This window comes from Streptomyces sp. NPDC127108 (assembly GCF_042677545.1).
Taxonomy (GTDB): Bacteria; Actinomycetota; Actinomycetes; order Streptomycetales; family Streptomycetaceae; genus Streptomyces.
Genome location: NZ_JBHXTE010000035.1, coordinates 35,629 through 56,089, shown reverse-complemented (window position 1 = coordinate 56,089; position 20,461 = coordinate 35,629). Strand labels below are relative to the sequence as shown.

General features: G+C 72.8%; 15 protein-coding genes. 1 reads left to right on the top strand and 14 read right to left on the bottom strand.

The window, feature by feature from the left end; translation table 11 throughout:
• Entirely contained in the window at positions 1-405 is a 405-nt protein-coding gene (locus ACFVHO_RS27195; RefSeq protein WP_385719813.1) for a globin, read from the bottom strand.
• 85 nt (positions 406-490) lie between these two features.
• Here ACFVHO_RS27195 and ACFVHO_RS27190 point away from each other — a divergent pair, with 85 nt between their 5' ends.
• On the top strand, positions 491-1,489 hold the full coding sequence (locus tag ACFVHO_RS27190; protein WP_385719811.1) for a methyltransferase domain-containing protein: 999 nt from the start codon (positions 491-493) through the stop codon (positions 1,487-1,489).
• A 62-nt stretch (positions 1,490-1,551) separates the two neighbouring features.
• Here ACFVHO_RS27190 and ACFVHO_RS27185 read toward each other — a convergent pair whose 3' ends face one another.
• The 13 genes from ACFVHO_RS27185 to ACFVHO_RS27125 all read right to left on the bottom strand — a co-directional run bounded on the left by ACFVHO_RS27185 (position 1,552) and on the right by ACFVHO_RS27125 (position 20,397).
• A complete protein-coding gene (locus ACFVHO_RS27185) occupies positions 1,552-2,445 on the bottom strand; it encodes an FHA domain-containing protein (protein WP_385719808.1) in 894 nt (297 codons plus the stop codon).
• A 1,278-nt stretch (positions 2,446-3,723) separates the two neighbouring features.
• Positions 3,724-5,067 carry a VWA domain-containing protein gene (locus ACFVHO_RS27180; protein WP_385719805.1) on the bottom strand — a complete coding sequence of 448 codons (1,344 nt, stop codon included), beginning with the start codon at positions 5,065-5,067 and terminating at the stop codon, positions 3,724-3,726.
• Between the two features lie 149 nt (positions 5,068-5,216).
• Positions 5,217-6,695, bottom strand: coding sequence for a PP2C family serine/threonine-protein phosphatase (locus tag ACFVHO_RS27175; protein WP_385719802.1), 1,479 nt, complete (start codon positions 6,693-6,695; stop codon positions 5,217-5,219).
• 2 nt (positions 6,696-6,697) lie between these two features.
• On the bottom strand, positions 6,698-9,352 hold the full coding sequence (locus ACFVHO_RS27170; protein ID WP_385719799.1) for a tetratricopeptide repeat protein: 2,655 nt from the start codon (positions 9,350-9,352) through the stop codon (positions 6,698-6,700).
• A complete protein-coding gene (locus ACFVHO_RS27165; RefSeq protein ID WP_385719796.1) occupies positions 9,349-10,668 on the bottom strand; it encodes a hypothetical protein in 1,320 nt (439 codons plus the stop codon). Before ACFVHO_RS27165 ends, ACFVHO_RS27170 begins: the two co-directional genes overlap by 4 nt.
• A 46-nt stretch (positions 10,669-10,714) precedes the next feature.
• On the bottom strand, positions 10,715-11,767 hold the full coding sequence (locus ACFVHO_RS27160) for a glutamate ABC transporter substrate-binding protein (protein WP_385719793.1): 1,053 nt from the start codon (positions 11,765-11,767) through the stop codon (positions 10,715-10,717).
• A 17-nt stretch (positions 11,768-11,784) separates the two neighbouring features.
• Positions 11,785-13,230: a hypothetical protein gene (locus tag ACFVHO_RS27155; protein ID WP_385719790.1), complete on the bottom strand. Its 1,446-nt coding sequence runs from the start codon at positions 13,228-13,230 to the stop codon at positions 11,785-11,787.
• 379 nt (positions 13,231-13,609) lie between these two features.
• Positions 13,610-14,626: an N-acetylglucosamine kinase gene (locus ACFVHO_RS27150; RefSeq protein ID WP_385719788.1), complete on the bottom strand. Its 1,017-nt coding sequence runs from the start codon at positions 14,624-14,626 to the stop codon at positions 13,610-13,612.
• Positions 14,617-15,882, bottom strand: a complete 1,266-nt coding sequence (locus tag ACFVHO_RS27145; protein WP_385719785.1) for a 6-phospho-beta-glucosidase — start codon at positions 15,880-15,882, stop codon at positions 14,617-14,619. Before ACFVHO_RS27145 ends, ACFVHO_RS27150 begins: the two co-directional genes overlap by 10 nt.
• Positions 15,883-15,890: 8 nt before the next feature.
• Positions 15,891-16,802 carry a carbohydrate ABC transporter permease gene (locus ACFVHO_RS27140; protein ID WP_385719783.1) on the bottom strand — a complete coding sequence of 304 codons (912 nt, stop codon included), beginning with the start codon at positions 16,800-16,802 and terminating at the stop codon, positions 15,891-15,893.
• 6 nt (positions 16,803-16,808) lie between these two features.
• A complete protein-coding gene (locus tag ACFVHO_RS27135; RefSeq protein WP_385719780.1) occupies positions 16,809-17,744 on the bottom strand; it encodes a carbohydrate ABC transporter permease in 936 nt (311 codons plus the stop codon).
• 13 nt (positions 17,745-17,757) lie between these two features.
• Complete coding sequence (locus ACFVHO_RS27130) at positions 17,758-19,098, bottom strand: ABC transporter substrate-binding protein (protein ID WP_385719777.1); 1,341 nt, start codon at positions 19,096-19,098, stop codon at positions 17,758-17,760.
• Between the two features lie 108 nt (positions 19,099-19,206).
• A complete protein-coding gene (locus ACFVHO_RS27125; RefSeq protein WP_385719774.1) occupies positions 19,207-20,397 on the bottom strand; it encodes an ROK family transcriptional regulator in 1,191 nt (396 codons plus the stop codon).
• Positions 20,398-20,461: the final 64 nt, after the last annotated feature.

The following is a 20,461-nucleotide window of genomic DNA, read 5'->3' as shown; positions in this document are numbered from 1 at the left end:
TCAGCCGGGGGTGTTGACCATGGACGCTGCCGCGTACGTGAGGTAGTTCCAGAGGGTGCGGTCGTGTTCTTCGGAGAGGTCCAGGGCGTCGACGGCTGCGCGCATGTGCTTGAGCCAGGCGTCGTGGGCTTCCCTGTTGACCGTGAAGGGGGCGTGGCGCATGCGCAGGCGGGGGTGGCCGCGGTTGTCGCTGTAGGTGCGGGGGCCGCCCCAGTACTGCATCAGGAACAGGACGAGGCGCTCCTCGGCCGGGCCGAGGTCCTCCTCCGGGTACATCGGCCGGAGCAGCGGGTCCTCCGCGACTCCCTGGTAGAAGTGGTGCACCAGGCGCCTGAAGGTCTCCTCGCCGCCGACCTGTTCGTAGAAGGTCTGCTCCTGAAGCGTGCCGCGCGGGATCTCATTCACCCTTCCATGGTCTCAGACGCGAAGGACGAGGACGGAAGGCTTAGGACCACTCGCATCGAGCGGCCCGGGGCAGCACAGTGGGGGTATGGGTGCGCACGCTCCACTTGCTGACGAACCCGGTGGGCCGGACCCCGTTCTGGCGGCCGAGGCGCGGGCCGGCCTGGTGCGGGAGATCGAGGCCGGCGGGGCCTGGGACGACGACCCGGCCTGGCGGGAGGCGTTCCGGGCGGTGCCGCGGCACCTTTTCGTGCCGTACTACTACGTGAGCACGGGCGGCGGGTACGAGCGGATGTGGGGCGAGGACCCCGACCCGGTGCGCCGGGGGCGGTGGCTGCGCGGGGCGTACGCGGACGCGCCGCTCGCCACCCGGGTGCGGGACGGGGAGCTGGTCTCCTCCAGCAGCCAGCCCTCGCTGATGGCCAAGATGCTCGTCGAGCTGGAGGTGGGGGACGGGGCGCCGCACGACGTCCTGGAGATCGGGGCGGGTACGGGCTACAACGCGGCGCTGCTCGCGCACCGCCTCGGGGACGAGCACGTCACCACCGTCGACCTCGACCCGGAGATCACCGAGTCCGCGCGGCGGCATCTGACGGCCGCCGGATACCGCCCGGTCGTCGTGACCGGCGACGGCGCCGCGGGCTGTCCGCGGCGGGCGCCCTTCGACCGGATCATCGCCACGTGCACGCTCAGCTCGGTGCCGCGGGCCTGGCTCGCGCAGTGCCGCCCCGGCGCGCGGGTCCTCGCGCCCCTCGCGACCGGCCTGATCGCGCTGCGGGTCGTGGACGCCGAGCACGCGGAGGGGCGGTTCCTGCACACACCGGCGTACTTCGTGCCGCTGCGCGGCGGCAGCGCGCCGGTGCGGCCCGAGCAGCACATCGGCGGACTGCCGCGGCGGGCGCTGCAGAGCGAGCTGTTCCGTTTCCTGCTCGAACTCACCGCGGGCAGCCTCGACCCGCACGAGGCGCTGGCGCTGTGGCAGCGGGAGCGACGGCCGGTGCGGGAACGGTTCGGGGTGACGGTCAGCGGGCCGTACGCGTGGGCGTGGCTCGACGACCCGGAAGGGCCGTACGCCTGGCCGCTGTGACGGCGGCGGGCGTACGGCCCTTCGGTGGTGCGGGTGGTGCGGGGCGACCCGGGCGGCCGGGGTCAGTCCCGGCGGACGGTGATCGTCGTCCAGGCGCCGACGTGCACCCGGTCGCCGTCCTGGAGGGGGATCGGGACGAAGGGCTGGATGGGCTCCTCGCCGCCGTTGACCGTGGTGCCGTTGGTCGAGTTCTGGTCGACGACCGCCCAGCCGCCGTCCGGCTGCTGGACCAGGACCGCGTGCTGGTGCGATACGCCCGGGTCCTCCGGCGGCACCGACAGGTCGATGTCGGGGGTGTCGCCGGTGGAGTGGCGGCGGCGGCCGATCGTGATCTGGTTGCCGATCAGCGGACGCTGCTGCTCCGGGGAGTACGCGGGCAGGTTCAGGCCCGTGGCCTCGGGGCCGCTGCGCTGCATCATCGCCATGAAGTAGTCACGGTCGGGGCCGATGGTCGCGGTCCAGGTCCCCGGGCCCGTCGGCTGGGGCGGACCGCCCTGGCCGGGGTAGCCCTGCGGGGGCTGCTGGGCCGGGGCGCCGGGGCCGCCGGGACCTGCGGGGCCGCCCGGGCCGCCGGGGTGACCCTGGCCGGGTGCCGAGGTCGAGGGCGGGGAGAGGACCCAGTCGTCTCCGCCACCGCCGAAGGAGGGCGCGCCGGGGCCACCGGGACCGCCGGGGCCCGCGCCAGGTCCACCGGGTCCACCCGGTCCACCGGGACCGCCCTGGCCGGGCGGGGGCGGCGGGCCCTGCGGGGAGCCCGTCTCCTGCGGGAACGCGGGTGGTGCGGGCGGACCCTGCTGGAACGCCTGCGGGGCACCCGGTCCGTTCGGGCCGCCGGGGCCGCCGGGGCCGCCGGGGCCGCCGGGGCCGCCGGGACCGTTCGGTCCGGGCGCGGAGCCCGGGCCGCCGGGAGCGGCGCCGTTGCCGAACGGCGGGATCGGCTCGGCGGGCCGGTTCACCTGCGAGGGCCGCGAGCCCTGGTAGCCGAACGGGTCCTGGCCGGGGCCGGGGGACTGCTGGCCGGTCGGGGAGGTGGTGCCGGGGCCGTTGGGGCCGCCAGGGCCACCGGGGGCACCCGGGCCGCCCGGAGCGCCGGGGCCCGGCGGGGGCGGGCCCTGCTGGAACTGCTGGGAGGGGTTGGGGGCGCCGGGAGCACCCGGTCCGCCGGGTCCACCGGGGCCGCTCGGGCCCGGGCCACCGGGTCCGCCAGGGCCGCCGTGCGCGCCGGGACCAGGCCCACCAGGGCCGTCGTACCCGCCGGGCTGGCCGGGACCACCGGGGCCACCAGGACCGCCGGGCTGACCAGGACCACCGGGGCCGTCGTATCCGCCGGGACCGGGACCACCGGGCCGACCGGGACCCTGAGGCGGGTACCCGTACCCACCGGGACCGCCGGGCCCACCAGCGCCCGGACCACCGGCACCGGGACCGCCGGGCTGACCCGGACCACCGGGCTGCGGGTAGCCGTACCCACCGGGCCCACCGGCACCGGGACCGCCAGCGCTCGGACCACCCGGCTGACCCGGACCACCGGGCTGGCCGGGACCCTGAGGCGGATACCCGTACCCACCAGGACCGGAACCGGGCCCACGCCCACCGAAGCCAGGACCACCAGGTCCGCCAGGACCACCGGGTCCACCCGGACCACCGGGTCCACCCGGACCACCGGCACCAGGCCCACCAGGCCCAGGCATCCCCGGACCACCAGGACCACCAGGCCCACCGGGCCGCCCCGCCCCACCAGTGGGCAGCGGCGGATTAGGCGCGGCAGGCGTGTACGACGTGGCCGTACCCGTCAGGAAGTTCCACCGGCACTCCTCGCAGAACGGCGCGTTGGCCTCGCGGGGCGTGCGGCACTGCGGGCAGAGCTCGGGCTCGGGTCCGAGGTCCGGCACCGCGGAAAGGTGCGAGCGGCCGGGCTGACCGGGACCGCCGGGGCCACCAGGACCACCGGGCTGACCAGGGCCGCCGGGCTGGCCGGGACCCTGCTGCGGGTGGCCGTAACCCGCGGCCGGGGGCGGTGGCGGAGGCGGCGGTGGTACGGCACCGGCCATGCGGTGACCGCAGACCTCGCACCAGTCGTCGGAACCCGACTGGTGTCCGTTCGGGCAGGTCGGCATGTCGGCGCTTCCCCCTCTCCTTCTCCGGCCCGTGGGCCGCGTGCGCTGGCGTTCTTCCGGTACTGACAGGGCGTACGCGGGGCGTGCTCGGCGTACTGGACGCCGTGGGACGCCCTGCTACTTCTTCACGCGGACCGTTTTCGTCGAGCGCGTCTCGAGTGTCATCTCGTCGGCCTCGGCGACCCGCGCCTTCAATCGAACAGTACCTGTCGCGGCGTCGACCACGTCCACCACCTTGGAAAGGAGCTTGGCGGTGTCCGCGTTGCCGGAGGCGCTCGCCAGCTGAACGGCCCGGCCCAGTTTGGCCGTTGCTCCGTCGTAATCGCCCGATTTGCGGGCGTCGAGGCCCTGCTGGATGACCTGGGCGAGCTCCGCCTGGCCCGTGTAGTGCGCGACCTGCGGATTGATGGAGGTGGAGGCCGCCATGTCGTCCGTCCAGACGGCCCTGACCAGGCCCTGGGACAGGGTCTGTACGGTGCCGTCGGCGGCCGGGACGACGAGCGAGACACGGGCCGCGAGCATCTCCTGGCCGAGCTCGGCACCGGGAACCCGTACACAGACGTGGTAGTCGCGGGACTCGTCGCCCCAGGAACCGGTGGGATAGTCACCCGCACGGGGTCCCGCCTCGGTGCGGCGGTCGGTCAACTCCTCCACCGTGGGTGCCACTTGCTTCACGAACATGATCTCCACGCCCATGGGGGTCCACAGGCGCAGACTGACGTCGGCGACCTCCTTGCCCATCGCCGACTCCATCATCTGCGTGAAGTCGGCGGCGAGGCCCGCGGGGTCGGCGACGATGTCGGCGGTGCCGAGCAGCGCCGAGGCGATGCCTGTGACCTCTTTCACTTCCCAGTCGGTGCCGACACCGCGTGCGTCACAGGTGAACCTGCCCGCGCAGGCGTCGAGGGAGGCGCGCAGGTCCTCCGGTGACTCGTGTTCGTTGCGGCCGTCGGTGAGCAGGATGCCGTGTCTGATCGAGACGTCGGCGGAGGCGAGGAGGCGGTCGGCCAGGCGCAGCCAGGTGCCGATGGCGGTGCCGCCGCCCGCGCTGAGCTTGCGCAGGGCCTCCTTGGCCTGGGTGCGGGTCTGCGGGCCCGCGACGGCGAGGCGGCCGCCGCCGGGGTAGACCTCCGTGGCGACGTGGGTGCCGCCGATGACGGCGAAGTGGACGCCGTCGCGCAGGGCGTCGATCGCGGCGGCGGTGGCGTCACGGGCGCCGCGCATCTTCGTCGGCGGGTAGTCCATGGAGCCGGAGCAGTCGACCATGATCGCGACTGCCGCGTCCGGGCCCTCCCCGACCGCGTACAGATGGGGCGCGCCGACCGCGGAGCCGATGGTGCCGCCGCCCGTCGAGGTGACCGTGGCGATGGCGTTGACCTCGCGGCCGCCCTCGGGCAGGTACTCGTTCTGGTAGACGTCGACGGTGAACTGCGGAACGTTCGACTTGGAGAAATTGGCCATGGATGTTGCTCCCCCCTAGGACTTCTATCCACAGAGCTCGGATCTGCTGCCCGCCGCGGTGCCCGCGCGTGCGGGTGGTGCCGGTGACGCGCGTGGGGCGAAAGCCATCGGGACAACCGGCCGACCGCGCGGCGCGGTCCCCGTCCGCGCTAGGCCGATCCTGCCCCTTGCGGCGGTGCGGGGAACGGCAGGACCGCCACTGTTACGTTGTCGTGGCCCCCGCCGTCGAGCGCGTGGCCGACGAGGACCTGGGCGCTGTGCAGCGGACGTCGGGCGGCGTCCAGGGGGACGGCGCGGGCCATCTCCTCGGCAGCCTCCGCGTAGTTCCACAGGCCGTCCGTGCACACCACCACTACACCCGGGCGGTCCGGCTTGAAGGAAGCGGTGTGCGGCTCCAGTTCGTACGCGTCGGCGCCGAGCCAGCCCGTGATGGCGTGCGCCCGCTCGTCCGCGTACGCCTCGGCCTCGCTCATCAGGCCCGCCGCGACCATCTGGGCGGCCCAGGAGTCGTCCTCGGTGAGGCGGGCGGCGGGGCCGGAGCGGTCGACCGGCACCCAGTAGACACGGCTGTCGCCGACCCAGCCGATGACGAGCAGGCCGCCCGTGACGACGGCCGAGACGAGGGTGCAGGCGGGTGCGTTCTGGTGTGGGCTGTGCTCGCGGGCGCCGGTGGGTTCGTCGGCGAGCGCGTTCACGGCCTCGGCGGCGGCGATGATCGCCTCGTGCATGGCCTGCTGCGGGTGGGTGCCGCGGGGCAGGGCCGCCCTGAGGGTGGCGTCGGCGGCGCGGGACGCGGCCATGGAGGCCTCGTCGGGGCGGGTCGCCGAGGAGACGCCGTCGCAGACGACGGCGATGACGGCGGGCGAGCCGTCGGGCAGCGCGGCCGCGGAGATCGCGAACGCGTCCTCGTTGCGGTGGTGGCGCAGGCCCCGGTCGCTGACGGCGGCGACCGCGTCGAGCTCCAGCTCCATGTGGTCGCGCTCGCGCGGCTGCGCGTGCCCGCAGTTCTCGCAGTACCCGTCGGGGGCGACGTGCCCGGAGCGGCAGGCGACGCAGAGTTTCGTTCCTGCGGGCGGGGTGGGGGCCGCGGGGGCCGGGGCCTGGGGTGCCGGAGGGGCCGAGGGGGCCTGGGGCGCCGGGGGCGCCGCCTGGTCGGGCGTGGGCGCGCCGGTGCGCGGGTCGGCGGCGGGAGCGGCGCCGGGGGGCGCGGGGGCGGGCAGCGGGTAGTCGTCGGGCTCGGCGGCCGTGGGGGACGCGGGAGCTGATCCGCCGGGCATCCCCCCTCCGGCGCCCGGAACACCCGCATCGCCGGAGTCCCCGAGCTCGGCGCCGGAGGAGTCCGTGCCGGGCAGGTCGGAGGAGCGGTGCGTCGGGGCCGGGATGTCGGAGCTGTCGACCTCGGGAGCCACGGGCCACTGGCCGCCGGAACCGGAGCCCGGCGCGCCCTGGGGCGCGGAGCCCGGCAGCGGCGGCAGGCCGTTGATCGCGAGCGTGGGCCGATCGTCCGGCGGCGCCGGGACCGCCGAGAGGTCGTAGCCGCACGCGCCGCAGAACAAGTCGCCCGTCTCCAGGGGCTCCTCGCAGCTCGGACACGTGGACAAGGCCGCCGGTTGGTGCATTTGCGCCATCTTCACACCCACGTCCGGGGGCGGAAACGGTTGGCCCGCTCCACCAGTTCGATCCTTTCCTCGCCACCCTGTGCGAGCCGGGCCAGGGTCCGGTACGAACGTTCCAGACCGAACCGGAGGCCCCGCTCGTCCAACTCGCTGCCGAGCAGTACGGTTCCCGTACGCCCGTCGCCCGCGGCCGCCGAGGGCCCTGAGGGCGCCGAGGCGTGGCCGGAGTGGTGGCTACCGGAGAGTACCCAGTCGAGCGCCGTACCGAGGACTTCCGTCGAGAGGCGCTCTCTGCGCACCGCGTCGAGGCCGAAGCCCGCGAGCGCCTCGACCTGCCCGGCGGCGGCCGTCAGGTCGTCCAGGAACCGGGCTCCGGGCCCGGCTTCCGTGTCGAACGTCATACGCCGCCGCAGCCGCGCCCGCACCGCCGCGACGCGGGCCGCCGTGTAGTGGATGGACGACTCCGGCACGGACTCCAGCGTACGCACCGCGCCGCTCCGGTCGCCCGCGGCGAGCTGCACCCGGGCGAGCCCGAAGGCGGCGCTGACGTAGCTCGGGTCGGTCGCCCACACCAGGCGGTAGTACTCGGCGGCGTTGTCGAGCTGACCGAGCACCTCCGCGCAGACGCCGAGGGCGAGCTTCGGCGCGGGCTCGCCCGGGAACGCGTCGTACACCGCGTCGAAGGAGAGCGCCGCGATCTCGTGGTCGCCGTTGGTGAGCGAGGCGACCCCGCGGTACCAGATCACCCGCCAGTCGTCCGGGTGGTCGATCTCCAGGGACTCCAGGGTCTTGCCCGCGGCGGCGGGGTCGCCCATGGTGAGCAGCGCCCGCAGCTCGCGCAGGCGCAGCTCGGTGGAGGGCGCCGGGGCGGCCCCGAGCGCGGCGATCAGCTCGGCTCCCGACGAGTCCACGAGCCCGGCGAGGAAACCGGCGTTGGCGTCACCGGGGTCGACCCGCGGCACGGGCAGGGCGAGCGACGTCACGGGCGCGTCGAGGGCACGCACGATCGAGGCGGACGCGGCGCCTTCCCCGCCCCCGCCGGGACCGCCCGCACCACCGGAGCCCTCCGCGAGCGACCCGAGCCCCAGCACGCTCGCGGCTCCGTCGCCGAGGATCCCGTCGTCCCCGGCGCCACCGGAAGCCCGCGCCACCGGCCCCCGGGCCCCGAGCACCGACACCTCCCCGGCCAGCTCCGCGAACAACTCCGTGTCCGTGACCTTCACTTCGGGACCGAAAAGCGTGGAGAGCGCGGGCCGGGGCCGTCCGCTCTGCACCGCCACGACCTCCCGCAGCACACCGGTCAGCTGCTCGGCCATCTCCTGGGCGGAGCTGAAGCGCCGCGCCGGGTCAGGGTCCGTGGCCCGGACGAGCAGCCGGTAGAACGACTCGTACGTCCGGAAGACCTCGATGTTGTCCGGGTCGGGCAGCGAGTCCACGAAGACGTTCGTGTAGCCCTGGAAGTCGAAGGTGAGCACGGCCAGGGTGCGCGCGACCGTGTACAGGTCGGAGGCCACCGAGGGGCCGACCTCCGCGACCTCCGGGGCCTGGTAGCCCACGGTGCCGTAGATCGCCGACTCGTCGTCGTCCATGCGGCGGACCGCGCCCATGTCGATGAGCTTGAGCTGGTCCTCGCTCTGGATGGCGTTGTCGACCTTGAAGTCGCAGTACAGCAGGTTGCGGCTGTGCAGATGGCCGAGCGCCTCCAGGGCCTCGATGCCGTACGCGCAGGCCTGCTCCACGGGCAGCGGATCGCGCTTGCCGGTGGGGGTGCGGCGGCCGTTGGCGATCTCCTTGAGGGACTTGCCGCCGACGTACTCCATGACGATGTAGCCGTCCATGGAGCCGGTGCGCTGGTCCAGGTGCTCGACGAAGTTGTAGATCCGCACGATGTTGGCGTGCTCGATCTCGGCGAGGAAGCGGCGCTCGGAGATCGCCGCGGCCATCGCGTCCTGGTCGCCGGTGTCGAGCAGGCCCTTGAGGACCACCCAGCGGTCGGACACCGCGCGGTCCACGGCGAGATACACCCAGCCGAGCCCGCCGTGCGCGAGACAGCCCACGACCTCGTACTGGCCGTGGACGATGTCGCCCGCGTCCAGCTTCGGCACGAACGAGTACGGGTGGCCGCACTTGGTGCAGAAGCCCTCCGTGCGCCCCGCGCGCTCACCGCGGGCGCGGCCCACCGGCGCGCCGCAGTCGGAGCGCGAGCAGAACCGCTTCCTCTCGGGCACCTCGGGGTTCTGCTGCACCGCCCCGCGCGGGTCCGGGCGCGGCACCTGCGGCACCGAGACCAGGCCGACGCCGAGCCTGCTGCGGGCGGACGACGCCGCCGACGAACCGGAGCTGCGCACCGACACCGACCGCGCCGACGTACCGCTCGACGTGGAGCGCGAGAGCCGGCCCGAGACCGAGCGGCGCGACGAGGAGGACCGCGATGAGCGGGTGCTGCCGCGGGTGCCGCGCGAGCCGACGCTGCCCGAGGCCCGCGAGCCCCGGGCGCTGCGCCCGCCGACCGTGATGCCCGTGGCCGGGGAGCCCACCATGCCGGTCGAGGAGACGACCGGGGCGAGGCCGCAGGTGTCGCAGTACAGTTCGCCGCCGCCCACGTCCTCGTACGAACCCGTGCACTTGGGCCGCTGGCACGGCTGCTGTCCGCCGTTCTCCTCGCTCATGCTTCCCCCCTCCGGTCGGTGGGCCCGCCCTGGTGCGGGACCCTCGGCGTCAGCGCGTCGGCCGCCGCCTGCTGGTAGCGCAGCACCGCCTGCTCGGCCACGCGCAGGTCGCAGGGCGCGCTCCAGAGCATGCGGCGCGCCGCGTCGTACCGCTCGATGAGGACCGGGTCCTCGGCGAGGCCGTGCCGGGCGACCTTCGCCTTGTACGCGTCGAGGCGGCCGCGCAGCTCCGCGCGGACCGCGAGCGGCGCGGTGACCGCGGTCAACGACTCGCGGGCGCGCAGCAGTTCGTCCTCGGCCTTCTCCTCAAGGGACTCCAGGAGCGGCGAGAGGCGGTGCCACTGGGCGTTCCTGCGGTAGTCCGCGGCCATCGCCAGCTGCTCCTGGAGCGCCGTGGGCGGCCCGGACACGGCGGGCACCTCGGAGGCGGCGATCTTCGCGAGCACCTCCCCGCGCGCGGAGCGGGCCTCGGCCAGGGTGCGGTCCGCGCGGGAGAGCACGTCGCGCAGCTTGCCGAGGCGGGCCTCGGCGTCCTGGCGGACCGTGAGCACGGCGTCGATCTCGCGGCGCACGTCCTCCAGGGCGCGGGCCGCGTGGTCGTAGCGGTCGGTGTGCGGGCGGCCGCCGCCGGGGGCCGAACTGCCGCGCGTGGGCTGCCAGAAGGCGAGCGGGTCGGACACGACTTGCTCGCGCAGCGCCGTCAGCTCCCGCGTGATGCGCTCCAGGTCGTCGCCCGAGGGGTGCTCGCCGGGGCGCACGCCGACGGAGTGCGCGAGCTGGCGGGTGCGCTGCAGTTCGGCGGCGAGCAGGTCGATGCGGGCGGGCAGCGCGGACCAGACGGCGTCGGCGGCGACGACCATGTCCAGGGAGTGGGCGTACAGGTCGTTCATGCGCGCGACCAGCTCTTCGAGCGTGAACTGTTCGGTGAGCTTCGCCGGCCCCGTGATCGACGGCGCGGCGCCGGACGACGGGCCGCCCGCGACGGTGACGCTCTGGCCGCGCAGCAGCCGGGTCAGTTCGAGCAGGTCGTCGCGGTTGGGCCAGCGCCTGCGCTCGCGCACCTCGCGGGCGGTGTTCAGGGCGCCCGCGTACGCGTCGAAGTACGTCCAGAGCAGCGTGATCTGGGCTTCCGTGCCGAGCCAGCGTTCGTGCGTGGTGCCGGTGAGCCGCGCGCCTTCGAGGAGGCGGCGGCCCGCGTGGTCCTGGAGGGCGAGGAGCGACGTCTCGATCGCCTCGTGCTCGGCGTCGAGCCGCACCAGCGCACGGTCCACCTCGTCCCGGTCCATGACAGGGCCGGGGGGTCCCGCGACGCTCATCGATCACCTCTCCGCTCTGTGTCGCGTGTGCTTCGGTTCCTGCGGGTCAGTCCTTGTACTTCGGCTTCGGCGGGCCCGCCGAGTCGCCGAGGTCGTCCGCGAGCCACTTGTCGTACGAGGCACGCCAGCCGTCCTTGTCCTTGCGGAAGTCGTCGAGCACGTCGTTCACACGCCGCACCAGGTCGTCCGCGTCCTTCTTCATCGCCACGCCGTAGTACTCGGTGGTGAACGGCTTGTCGCCCTTCAGCTCCACCGTCGGGTCCTGGGCGGCCTGGCCCGCGGCGAGCGCGCTGTCGGTGACCACCGCGTCCACCTCGCCGAGCTGGAGCCTTACCAGGCAGTCGAGTTGGTTCGGCACCGTGGTCCTGATGTCGGCACCGAAGCTGTTCTCCTTGAGTGCCGTCTCCGCCGTGGAGCCCGCCGCGGAGCAGACCTTCTTGCCCTTCAGGGTGTCGTTGTAGCCGGTGATGTCGGAGGTCTTCGGGGCGAGGACCTGCTGGCCCGTCTCGAAGTACGCCGTGGAGAAGGCGACGTCCTTGATGCGGTCGCAGTTGACGGTCATCGTGCGCACCACCATGTCGACCTGGCCGCTCTGGATCGCGGGGATGCGCTGGTTGGTGGGGATCGCGCGGAACACCACGGCGTCGCGGTCGCCGAGCAGGCGCTCCGCGATCTCGTGCGCCAGGTCGATGTCGAAGCCCTCCAGCTTGCCGACGCCCTTGTTGGGGTCGCGGTACCCCCACCGATAGCTGTTCTGGTCGACGCCGACGACGAGCTTCTTGACCTTGCGCTGCTTGATCCGCTCGATCGTCGGGCCGTCCTTGGTGTCGGGCCGCAGGCTGCGCTCGGGGGCCTCGCACTCGTCGGCGCGCGCGGGCGCCGCCTGCGTCAGCCGGTCCTCTTCGGCCGAACCGCCGCTGCCGCCGGGGCCGTTGTCGCCGCGCAGGTGCGGCAGCGCCAGGATCAGGGCGGTCGCCAGGAGGCAGGCGAGGGCCATCGAGGCGACGCCGCCCCAGCCGCGCAGGGCCGCGAGGCCGCGGCGCGGGTGCCGGGTCGCCGCGGCGAAGTGTCGTTCCGTCTCGCCAGGTCGCGTACGCATCGTCCGCGCGCCCCCCATCACCTGTACTCCGAAAGCCTGCGGCCGATGCCGAGCACGGCGGCCGCCGCGCCGACGACCGCGAGCACGGCCGCGCCGATGGGCAGGCCCGTCATGGCGCCCTTGCCGTCCTCGGCGGCCCGCTTGAACTCCCGCTGCTCGTGCGCGAGCGCGAGATCGAGGGCCGCGTCCACATTGTCGAAGGACTCGCCGGTCGGCCGGTCGCTCTTGGCGCCGATGACCTTGTCCAGCGCGCCCTCGTAGTCACCCGAGTCGTCGCTCGCGCGGGCCGACTTGTGGCGGTCCTTCCACTCGCCCACGTTCGCCGCGGCGGCCGCCACGGGACGCTTGCCCGATTCGTCGTCGGCCAGCTCCGCCGCCCTTTCGAGCAGCCCCTTGTCGCCCGCCTTCGCGCCCGCGAGGCGCGCCATCTGCCGCTGGTAGGCCACGTCGAACTTGTCCTTCGTGGCGTCGCCCACGACGACGGTCTCGGCGCCCCGGCTGACCAGCGTCAGGTTCTCGTTGCCCCGGGCCTTCAGGGAGCTGATGCGGGCGTCGTTGAGGACGTTCAGGGACTTCACGCCGCGGTCGTAGGACTCGTTCAGGCCGGAGCGGGCGAAGGTGTGTCCCGCGAGCAGCCACAGCAGCGCCACCGCAGCGGCCGTCGTCGCGGCCACCAGGCCCGTGTTGAACACCCTGTTCGTCCGGCGGTAGTTGCGGTGCTGGGCCCAGCCGAGGGCGGCCAGGGCCACCACTCCGAAGGCGATCGCCAGCCACGGATACGGCTTCGCGTCTCCGTAGTCGTCGGTCAGGCGCTTGTTCTCCGCCTTGTAGAGCTTCTCGGCGGCCGGGAGCATCCGGGTCTGCATCGTGTCGTTCGCGTACCGCAGATAGGCGCCGCCGAGGGGCAGACCCTGGCGGTTGTTGGCGCGGGCCCGCTCGATCAGGGCCGTGTACTGGGGGAGGAGCTTGTTCAGGCGGCTCACCGACGCCGCCGACGAGGAGTCGGAGCCCGCGTTCGACGCGGCCGTCGCGAGCTTCTCGCTGGCCCGGTCGACGTCCCGCTGATACCGCTCGCGGACCTTCGCGGGTTCCTGGCCGCCCGCGAGGAAGCCGCTCGACGCCGCCGTGTTGGCGTCCGCTAGGGAGCGGTAGATCGCGGCGGCGTCGTTGCTCAGGGGCTGGCTGCGGTTCAGGACGCGGTCCGCCGCGTCCGCCCTGGAGGTCGTCTGCCAGGCCGTGACCGCGCCGAACACCAGGACCAGGGCCGCGAGCACCGCGCCGATGGCGCGCAGCCTGCCCGGCTCCGTCGTCGCCGCCGCGCGCAGGCGGTCCACTCCCTCCGCCCACGCCGTGCTTCTTCCTGGCGTGGGCGCCTGGTGCGGTGGCCTCGCCGTCGTCTGCTGCGGCAGTGGCGGGCTGGTGGGCGCGGGCGCGTGCGGTGGTGCCTGTGGTGGGTGTGTCACCTGACCTCGACCTCCCCCTTGGTCTTCGGACTGCCCTTCCTTCCGGGCCTTGGTGGCGGCGGAAGTAGTGCACGGCCGCAAGTATCGCCGCAGGGACTGACATCCGCACAGGGCTTGACTCGATCTTGTGCGGATTGGTGGGCCACCGGGTGCCTTTGAACACGCGTCTGGGGCGTGTTCGGTTCCCTGTACGAGAGCGGGGCGGGGCTCTGCCGGGGGCTCCCCAGTCCCGCCCCTTCCCGTAACCGGGGGCTGCGCCCCCGGGCCCCCGCCCTCGCCGATGGCCCCTTCGCGTGGGACAGCCGCCGCCGATCGGCGCTCCGCGCCTCGTCCTCAAACGCCGGACAGGCTGAAATCTCGCCGGGCCGGGGAGGGAGGGCTACTCGCCGGAGCTGTAGTGCCCCCGTACTCGCGCGTGCACCTCCGCCGGAGCCCCCACCTCGTCCAGGCCCAGCAGGATCGCTCCCAGTACCGGGCGTTCCGCCACCACGCGGGGGGTTGCCTTGGGGGCGCGTTCGGAGAGGAGGGTGCGGATGGTGTCGTCGAGGCGGGGGTGGCGGGCTGCCAGGACGCTGCCGCCGAGGAGGACGGGGGCCGCCTCGTCGAGGAGGTCGAGGCGGGTGAGGGCCACCGTCGACATGGCGACGACCTCCTCGGCCATGCGGTCGACCAGGGAGCAGGCGACGGGGTCGCCGGTGGCCGCCGTCGCGAACAGGACGGGGGTCAGCTCGTGTTGGCGGTCGGCGTCGATGTGGCCGCGGTGCAGGGCCTCGATGAGGGCGTACATGGAGGGCAGGCCGAAGTGCGCGGGGAGGGCCGCCATGAGGGCCGTGGGGCCGCCCCTGCCGTCCTCCGCGCGGGCCGCGTGCCACAGCGCCTCCTGGGCGAGGTGGCCGCCGCCGCCCCAGTCGCCGGAGATCTTGCCGATCGCCGGGAAGCGGGCCGTGCGGCCGTCCGGCAGCATGCCCACGCAGTTGATGCCCGCCCCGCACACCACCGCGACCCCGCGCGGCTCGGCGTCCTCGACGAGGCCCGCCCTGAGGATCGCGAAGGTGTCGTTGCGGACGTCCACGCTGGTGCTCCAGCCGCGCCGCCGCAGCGCGGCCGCCAACTCCCGTTCCTCCACCGGGAGATCGGCGTTGGCCAGACACGCGGAGACATGCCCGACCGAGGTGAGACCGGCCTCCCCGAGGGCGGCGGCGACCGCCTCGGCGAGGGTGTCCACGGCTGTCTCCACGCCGACCAGCGGGGGCTGGAAGCCGCCCCCGCGGGCCGCGCCGACGACCTCGCCGGCCGCCGTGACCACCGCGACGTCGGTCTTGCTGTTGCCCGCGTCGATGGCGAGCAGGGACGTGGACGCCGAAGGGCCCGCGCCGTGCGGTGTGCTCAGGCCCACGCCAGGTGCTCCCGGTTGTGTGCGACGAGATCGTCCGTGAGCTTCTCCGCGTACTCGTACTGACCCACCAGCGGATGGGCGAGCAGCGCCTTGAAGACGCGGTCGCGGCCGCCGTGCAGGGCGGCGTGCAGCGCCAGGTCCTCGTACGCGGTGACGTTCGCGATCAGGCCGGAGAAGAGCGGGTCGAGGGTGGGGACGGGCAGCGGTGTCGCGCCGGATCCGTCCACGGACGCCTGGACCTCGATCACCGCGTCGTCGGGGAGGAAGGGCAGCGTGCCGTTGTTGTGGGTGTTGACCACCTGGTAGGGACTGCCGCCGCCACCCAGGAGCGACGCCGCGAGGTCCACGGCCGCCTCCGAGTAGAAGGCGCCGCCGCGCTTGGCGAGCAGCTCCGGCTTCTCGTCGAGCGCCGGGTCGCCGTACATGTCCAGCAACTGCTTCTCCATCGCGGCCACTTCGGCCGCGCGGGAGGGCTTGGTGCGCAGCTCTCGTACGACCGCGTCGTGCTGGTAGTAGTAGCGCAGGTAGTAGGACGGGACGACGCCGAGGCGGTCGACGATGGTCTGCGGCATGTGCAGGTCGTCCGCGATGGCCTCGCCGTGTTCGGCGAGCAGCTTCGGCAGCACGTTCTCGCCGCCGGGGCCGCCGAGCCGCACGCCCAGCTCCCACGTGAGGTGGTTGAGGCCGACGTGGTCCAGGTGCACCTGCGCGGGGTCCACGCCCAGGTGCGCGGCGAACTTCCGCTGGAAGCCGATGGCGACGTTGCACAGGCCGACGGCCTTGTGCCCGGCCTGGAGCAGGGCGCGGGTGACGATGCCGACGGGGTTGGTGAAGTCGATGATCCACGCGTTCGGGTTGGTGCGGCGGACGCGTTCGGCGATGTCGAGGACGACGGGGACCGTGCGCAGCGCCTTGGCGAGGCCGCCCGCGCCGGTGGTCTCCTGGCCGACGCAGCCGCAGTCCAGGGGCCACGTCTCGTCCTGCTGCCGGGCCGCCTGGCCGCCGACGCGCAGCTGCAGCAGGACCGCGTCGGCGTCGGCGACGCCCGCGTCCACGTCGGAGGTGGTGACGATGCGGCCCGGGTGGCCCTGCTTGGCGAAGATGCGGCGGGCGAGGCCGCCGACCAGCTCCAGGCGGTCGGCCGCCGGGTCGACGAGGACGAGTTCCTCGATCGGCAGGGTGTCCCTCAACCGTGCGAATCCGTCGATGAGTTCGGGTGTGTAGGTCGAGCCTCCGCCGACCACTGCGAGCTTCATGTGCTGAATCAGCCCTTTACTCCGGTGAGGGTGACGCCTTCGACGAAGGCCTTCTGTGCGAAGAAGAAGATGACGATGACCGGAGCCATGACCAGGAGGGTTGCCGCCATGGTCATGTTCCAGTTCACCATGTGGGCGCTCTTGAAGGACTCGAGGCCGTAGCTGAGGGTCCAGGAGCCCGGGTCCTGCGCGGCGTAGATCTGCGGGCCGAAGTAGTCGTTCCAGCAGTAGAAGAACTGGAACAGGGCGATGGCCGCGATGCCGGGCTTGGCCATCGGCACGATGATCTTGAGGAGGGTCTTGACCTCGCCGCAGCCGTCGACGCGCGCCGACTCGATGTACTCCTTGGGGATGGTGAGGAGGAACTGGCGCAGCAGGAAGATCGAGTACGCGTCGCCGAACGCCATCGGGATGATCAGCGGCCACAGCGTGCCCGACAGGTGGAACTGCTGCGCCCACACCAGGTACATCGGGATCACGATGACCTGCGGCGGCAGCATCATCGTCGAGATGACGAGCAGCATCGCGGTGCGGCGGCCGCGGAAGCGGAACTTGGCGAGGGCGTACGCCACGGGGATCGCCGAGCACACCGTGAACAGGGTGCCGAGCCCCGCGTACAGCAGGGAGTTGCGCCACCAGGTGAGGAAGCCGTCCGTCTCGAAGACGGCCTTGTAGTTCTCCCAGTGCCAGGAGGTCGGCCACAGGTCGCCGCTCATCGCCTGCGAGTCGCTCATCACGGACGTCAGGAAGACGAACACGAAGGGCAGGATGAACAGCAGGGCCACGGCGATGGCGACGCTGTGCACCGCTATCCAGTGCAGGATCCGCTTGCGGCGGGCGCGGGCGGCCTCCGGGCCGCGCGGCCGGACGGGCGTGGCGGAGGACGCCGTGGCGGGCGCGCTGAGTGTCGTGGAAGTCATCGGGGATCAGTCCTCCGCCGAGAGCAGACCGGAGCGCTTGCGCATCAGGAGCATCGTCACGGCCATGGCGATGACGAAGAGGACGAGCGAAAGGACGCACGCCGCACCGGTGTTGAAGTTCTGGAAGCCCATCTGGTAGACGAGCTGCGGGACCGTGAGGGTCGAGTGGTCCGGATAGCCGGGCTGGATCACCGAGCCGGGGCCGATGGACACACCGGAGGCGATCTTTCCGGCGACCAGGGCCTGCGTGTAGTACTGCATGGTCTGGACGACGCCCGTGACCACGGCGAACATCACGATCGGGGTGATGGACGGCCAGGTGACGTACCGGAACTTCGCCCAGGCGCCCGCGCCGTCGATCTCCGCCGCCTCGTACTGCTCCTTCGGTACGTCGAGCAGCGCCGCCATGAAGATCACCATCAGGTCGCCGATGCCCCACAGGGAGAGCATCACGAGCGACGGTTTCGCCCAGTTCGGATCGTTGAACCAGGTGGGGGCGTCGATGCCGACCTTGGAGAGGATCTCGTTGACCGGCCCGGTGCCCGGGTTCAGGAGGAAGACGAAGGCGACCGTGGCCGCCACCGGCGGGGCGAGATAGGGGATGTAGAAGGCGGTTCGGAAGAACCCGACCCCCGACTTGATCTTCGTGATGAGCAGCCCGAGCGAGAGCCCGAAGACCACCCGCAGCGCCACCATCACCACGACCAGCCACAGCGTGTTCCACAGCGCGGGGCCGAACAGCGGCATCTGCTCGAACACGTACCGCCAGTTCTTCAGGCCCACGAACGTGGGCTCCTTGATCTGGTTGTAGTGCATGAACGAGAAGTAGACGGTGGCGATCAGCGGATACAGGAAGAAGACGCTGAAGCCGATCAGCCAGGGGGAGAGGAAACCGAGGACGCGCAGTCTGCGGCGCGCGGGACGGGAGAGTGTCAGGGCCATGGCGGGGCGCTCCTCAGTTCTCTGCCTGGAGGTTGTCGGCGTCGATCTGCTCGTCGAGCTTCTTCAGCGCCTCGCGCAGGTTCTTCTTGCCGCCGGCTTCGACGGAGTACGCGAGGTCCGCGAGCGAGACGATGTAGGAGCCGCCGTTCGTGGACTGCGGGAGCGCCGTGCTGTGCTCGTTCTCCAGGATCTTGAAGAAGGTGCGGAAGCGCTTGTCGGCGTCCAGGCGGGGTGACTTGAGGGCGGCGAACGTCGACGGCACGTTGTGGATGTCGTTGGCGAGGTCCACGACCTGGTTGGTGTTCGCCGTCAGGAACCTGACCAGCTCCCAGGCGGCGTTCTGCTTCTTGCTGCTGTGCGCGATGCCGAGCACGGTGCCGGTGATGAAGCCCCGGCCGTAGCTGTCCGCCTGGTCGTCGGGGACCGGCAGCGGCGCCACGCCCCAGTCGAACTTCGCCTTCTTCTCGTCCAGCATCAGACCGCGCCACTCGCCGTCGAGGTGCATCGCCAGCTTGCCGGTGAGGAAGCCGTTCTGGCTCGACATCTCCTCGCCGAACGTGGCCCGGAACTTCTCCAGGTCGCCGTAGCCGCCCTGCGCCTCGATCAGCTCATTGGTCGTCTTGAAGTAGTCGTACGTCTTGGGCTCGTCGGCGAGGTTCGACTTGCCGTCGGCGTCGAAGTACTTCGGGCCCCACTGCGCGAAGAGCCGGTCCGGGGCGTTCTGGTACAGCCGGAAGTTCGGCATGAAACCGACGCGCTCGTACGAGTCCTTGCCGCTGCGCACGGTCAGCTTCGCGGCGACCTTCTTGAACTCCGACATGGTGCGCGGCGGGTGCGTGATGCCCGCCTCCTTGAAGGCGTCCTTGTTGTAGTACATGCCGAACGCGTCCGCGAGGAACGGCAGCGCGCACTGGTTGCCCTCGTAACTCGTGTAGTCGAGGAGGGTCTTGGGGAACGTCTTCTTCTTGTCGAGTCCGGTCTTCTTCATGAACGGGTCGAGGTTGACCCACATCCCGGAGTCGCAGTACTGGCCGACGTTGTTCGTCGTGAACGACGACACCACGTCGGGGGCCTCACCGCCGCCCGCCCTGAGGGCCTGGTTGATGGTCTCGTCGGTGACGTTGCCGATCGCCTTCACATCGATGTTGCGGTGCAGCTTCTCGAACCGCTCGATGCTGGCGTTGATCGCCTTGACTTCACCGGGGGCCGACCAGCCGTGCCAGAACTTCAGCGTCACGGGCTTGGTCGGGTCGTCGTCGGCGCTGCCGGTGCTCGGGTTGGCACAGCCGGCCAAGAGCAGTCCGACCGCGGTCAGGGCGGCGGGCACGCGGGTGCGTATGCGCCATCGCGGCATGGCGGACGTCCTTTGCGGGAGGCGGTGTTGGGGAGGTGAAGGGGGTGAGGGGGGTGACGAGGGAGGGGGTGACGAGGGAGGGGGGAAGAGGGAGGGCCTGCCGTGGGCTCAGGCGGTGTCGAAGAGCGTGTCGCGGGCCTGGGTGAGGGCGGTGCGCAGGGCGCCGGTGAGGATCGGGTCGCCGTCCAGCTCGCTGATCCGCAGGAGCGGGCGCGGCAGCGCGAGGCCGGTCATCTCCTCCTTGACGCGCAGGCGCAGCTCCTCGCCGCCCAACTGGGCCACCTGCCCGGACAGGACGACGAGTTCGGGGTCGACCACCGCCACGACCGCGGCGAGGCCGGTGGCGATGTGCCCGGCGAGTTCGTCGCGCACGACGGGGTCGGCGAGCGCCTCGGTGAGCGGCCTGCCGCCCGCGCGCTCGCGGACCACGGAGCCGGAGACGAGGCTCTCGAAGCCGCCCCGGTACGCGTCGGGCGTCGCCCCCGGGCCGCCGCGCAGCAGCGGGGCGCCCGGCACCGGCATGTAGCCGATCTCGCCCGCGCCGCCGGTCGCGCCGCGCAGCAGCACGCCGCCGAGCACGATCGCCGCGCCCACGCCCTCGTCCAGCCAGGCCAGCACGAAGTTGTCGTTGTCCTGCGCCGCGCCCTCGTACTGCTCGGCGATGGCGGCGAGGTTCACGTCGTTCTCGATGGTCACCGGGGTGCCGAGGACCTCGGCCAGCTCGGCGCGCAGGGTGCGCGAGTGCCAGCCGGGCAGGTGCGGGGCGTAGCGGAGCCGGCCGTCGTGCGGGTCGATCGCGCCGGGGGTGCCGATGACGGTGGCGCGCAGGTCGTGGTGGCCGAGCCCGGCCTTGGCGAGGGCGCCGTCCACGGCCTCCACGACCAGCTGGGCGGTGCGGTGGCGCACGTCCTCGGCGACCGGCTTCTCGGGGTAGGCCTCGATGCGCTGGCGGCCCACCTCGCGGCCGGTGATGTCGGCGACCAGGGCGGTGATGCCGGTGGGGTCGGCGGACAGGGCGGCGACGTGGCCGACGGCCGGGTCGATCTCGTACAGGACGGCGTTCGGGCCGGGGCGGCCGCTCTGGCGGCCGGTGGTGCGCACCAGGCCCGCGCTCTCCAGTCGGTTCAGGAGCTGGGAGGTGGTGGGCTTGGACAGGCCGGTCAGCTCGCCGATGCGGGTGCGGGTGAGCGGGCCGTGGGCGGCGAGCAGGTCGAGCGCGGCGCGGTCGTTCATGGCGCGGAGCACGCGGGGCGTGCCCGGCACGCCGGGAGACCCATTGGATGGGGTGGTTCCAGCCATCGCTGACGACACCTGCCCTTCGGTGGCCCGCCTCCCTGACTTCACTGTTAGGAAGGCTTCCTAT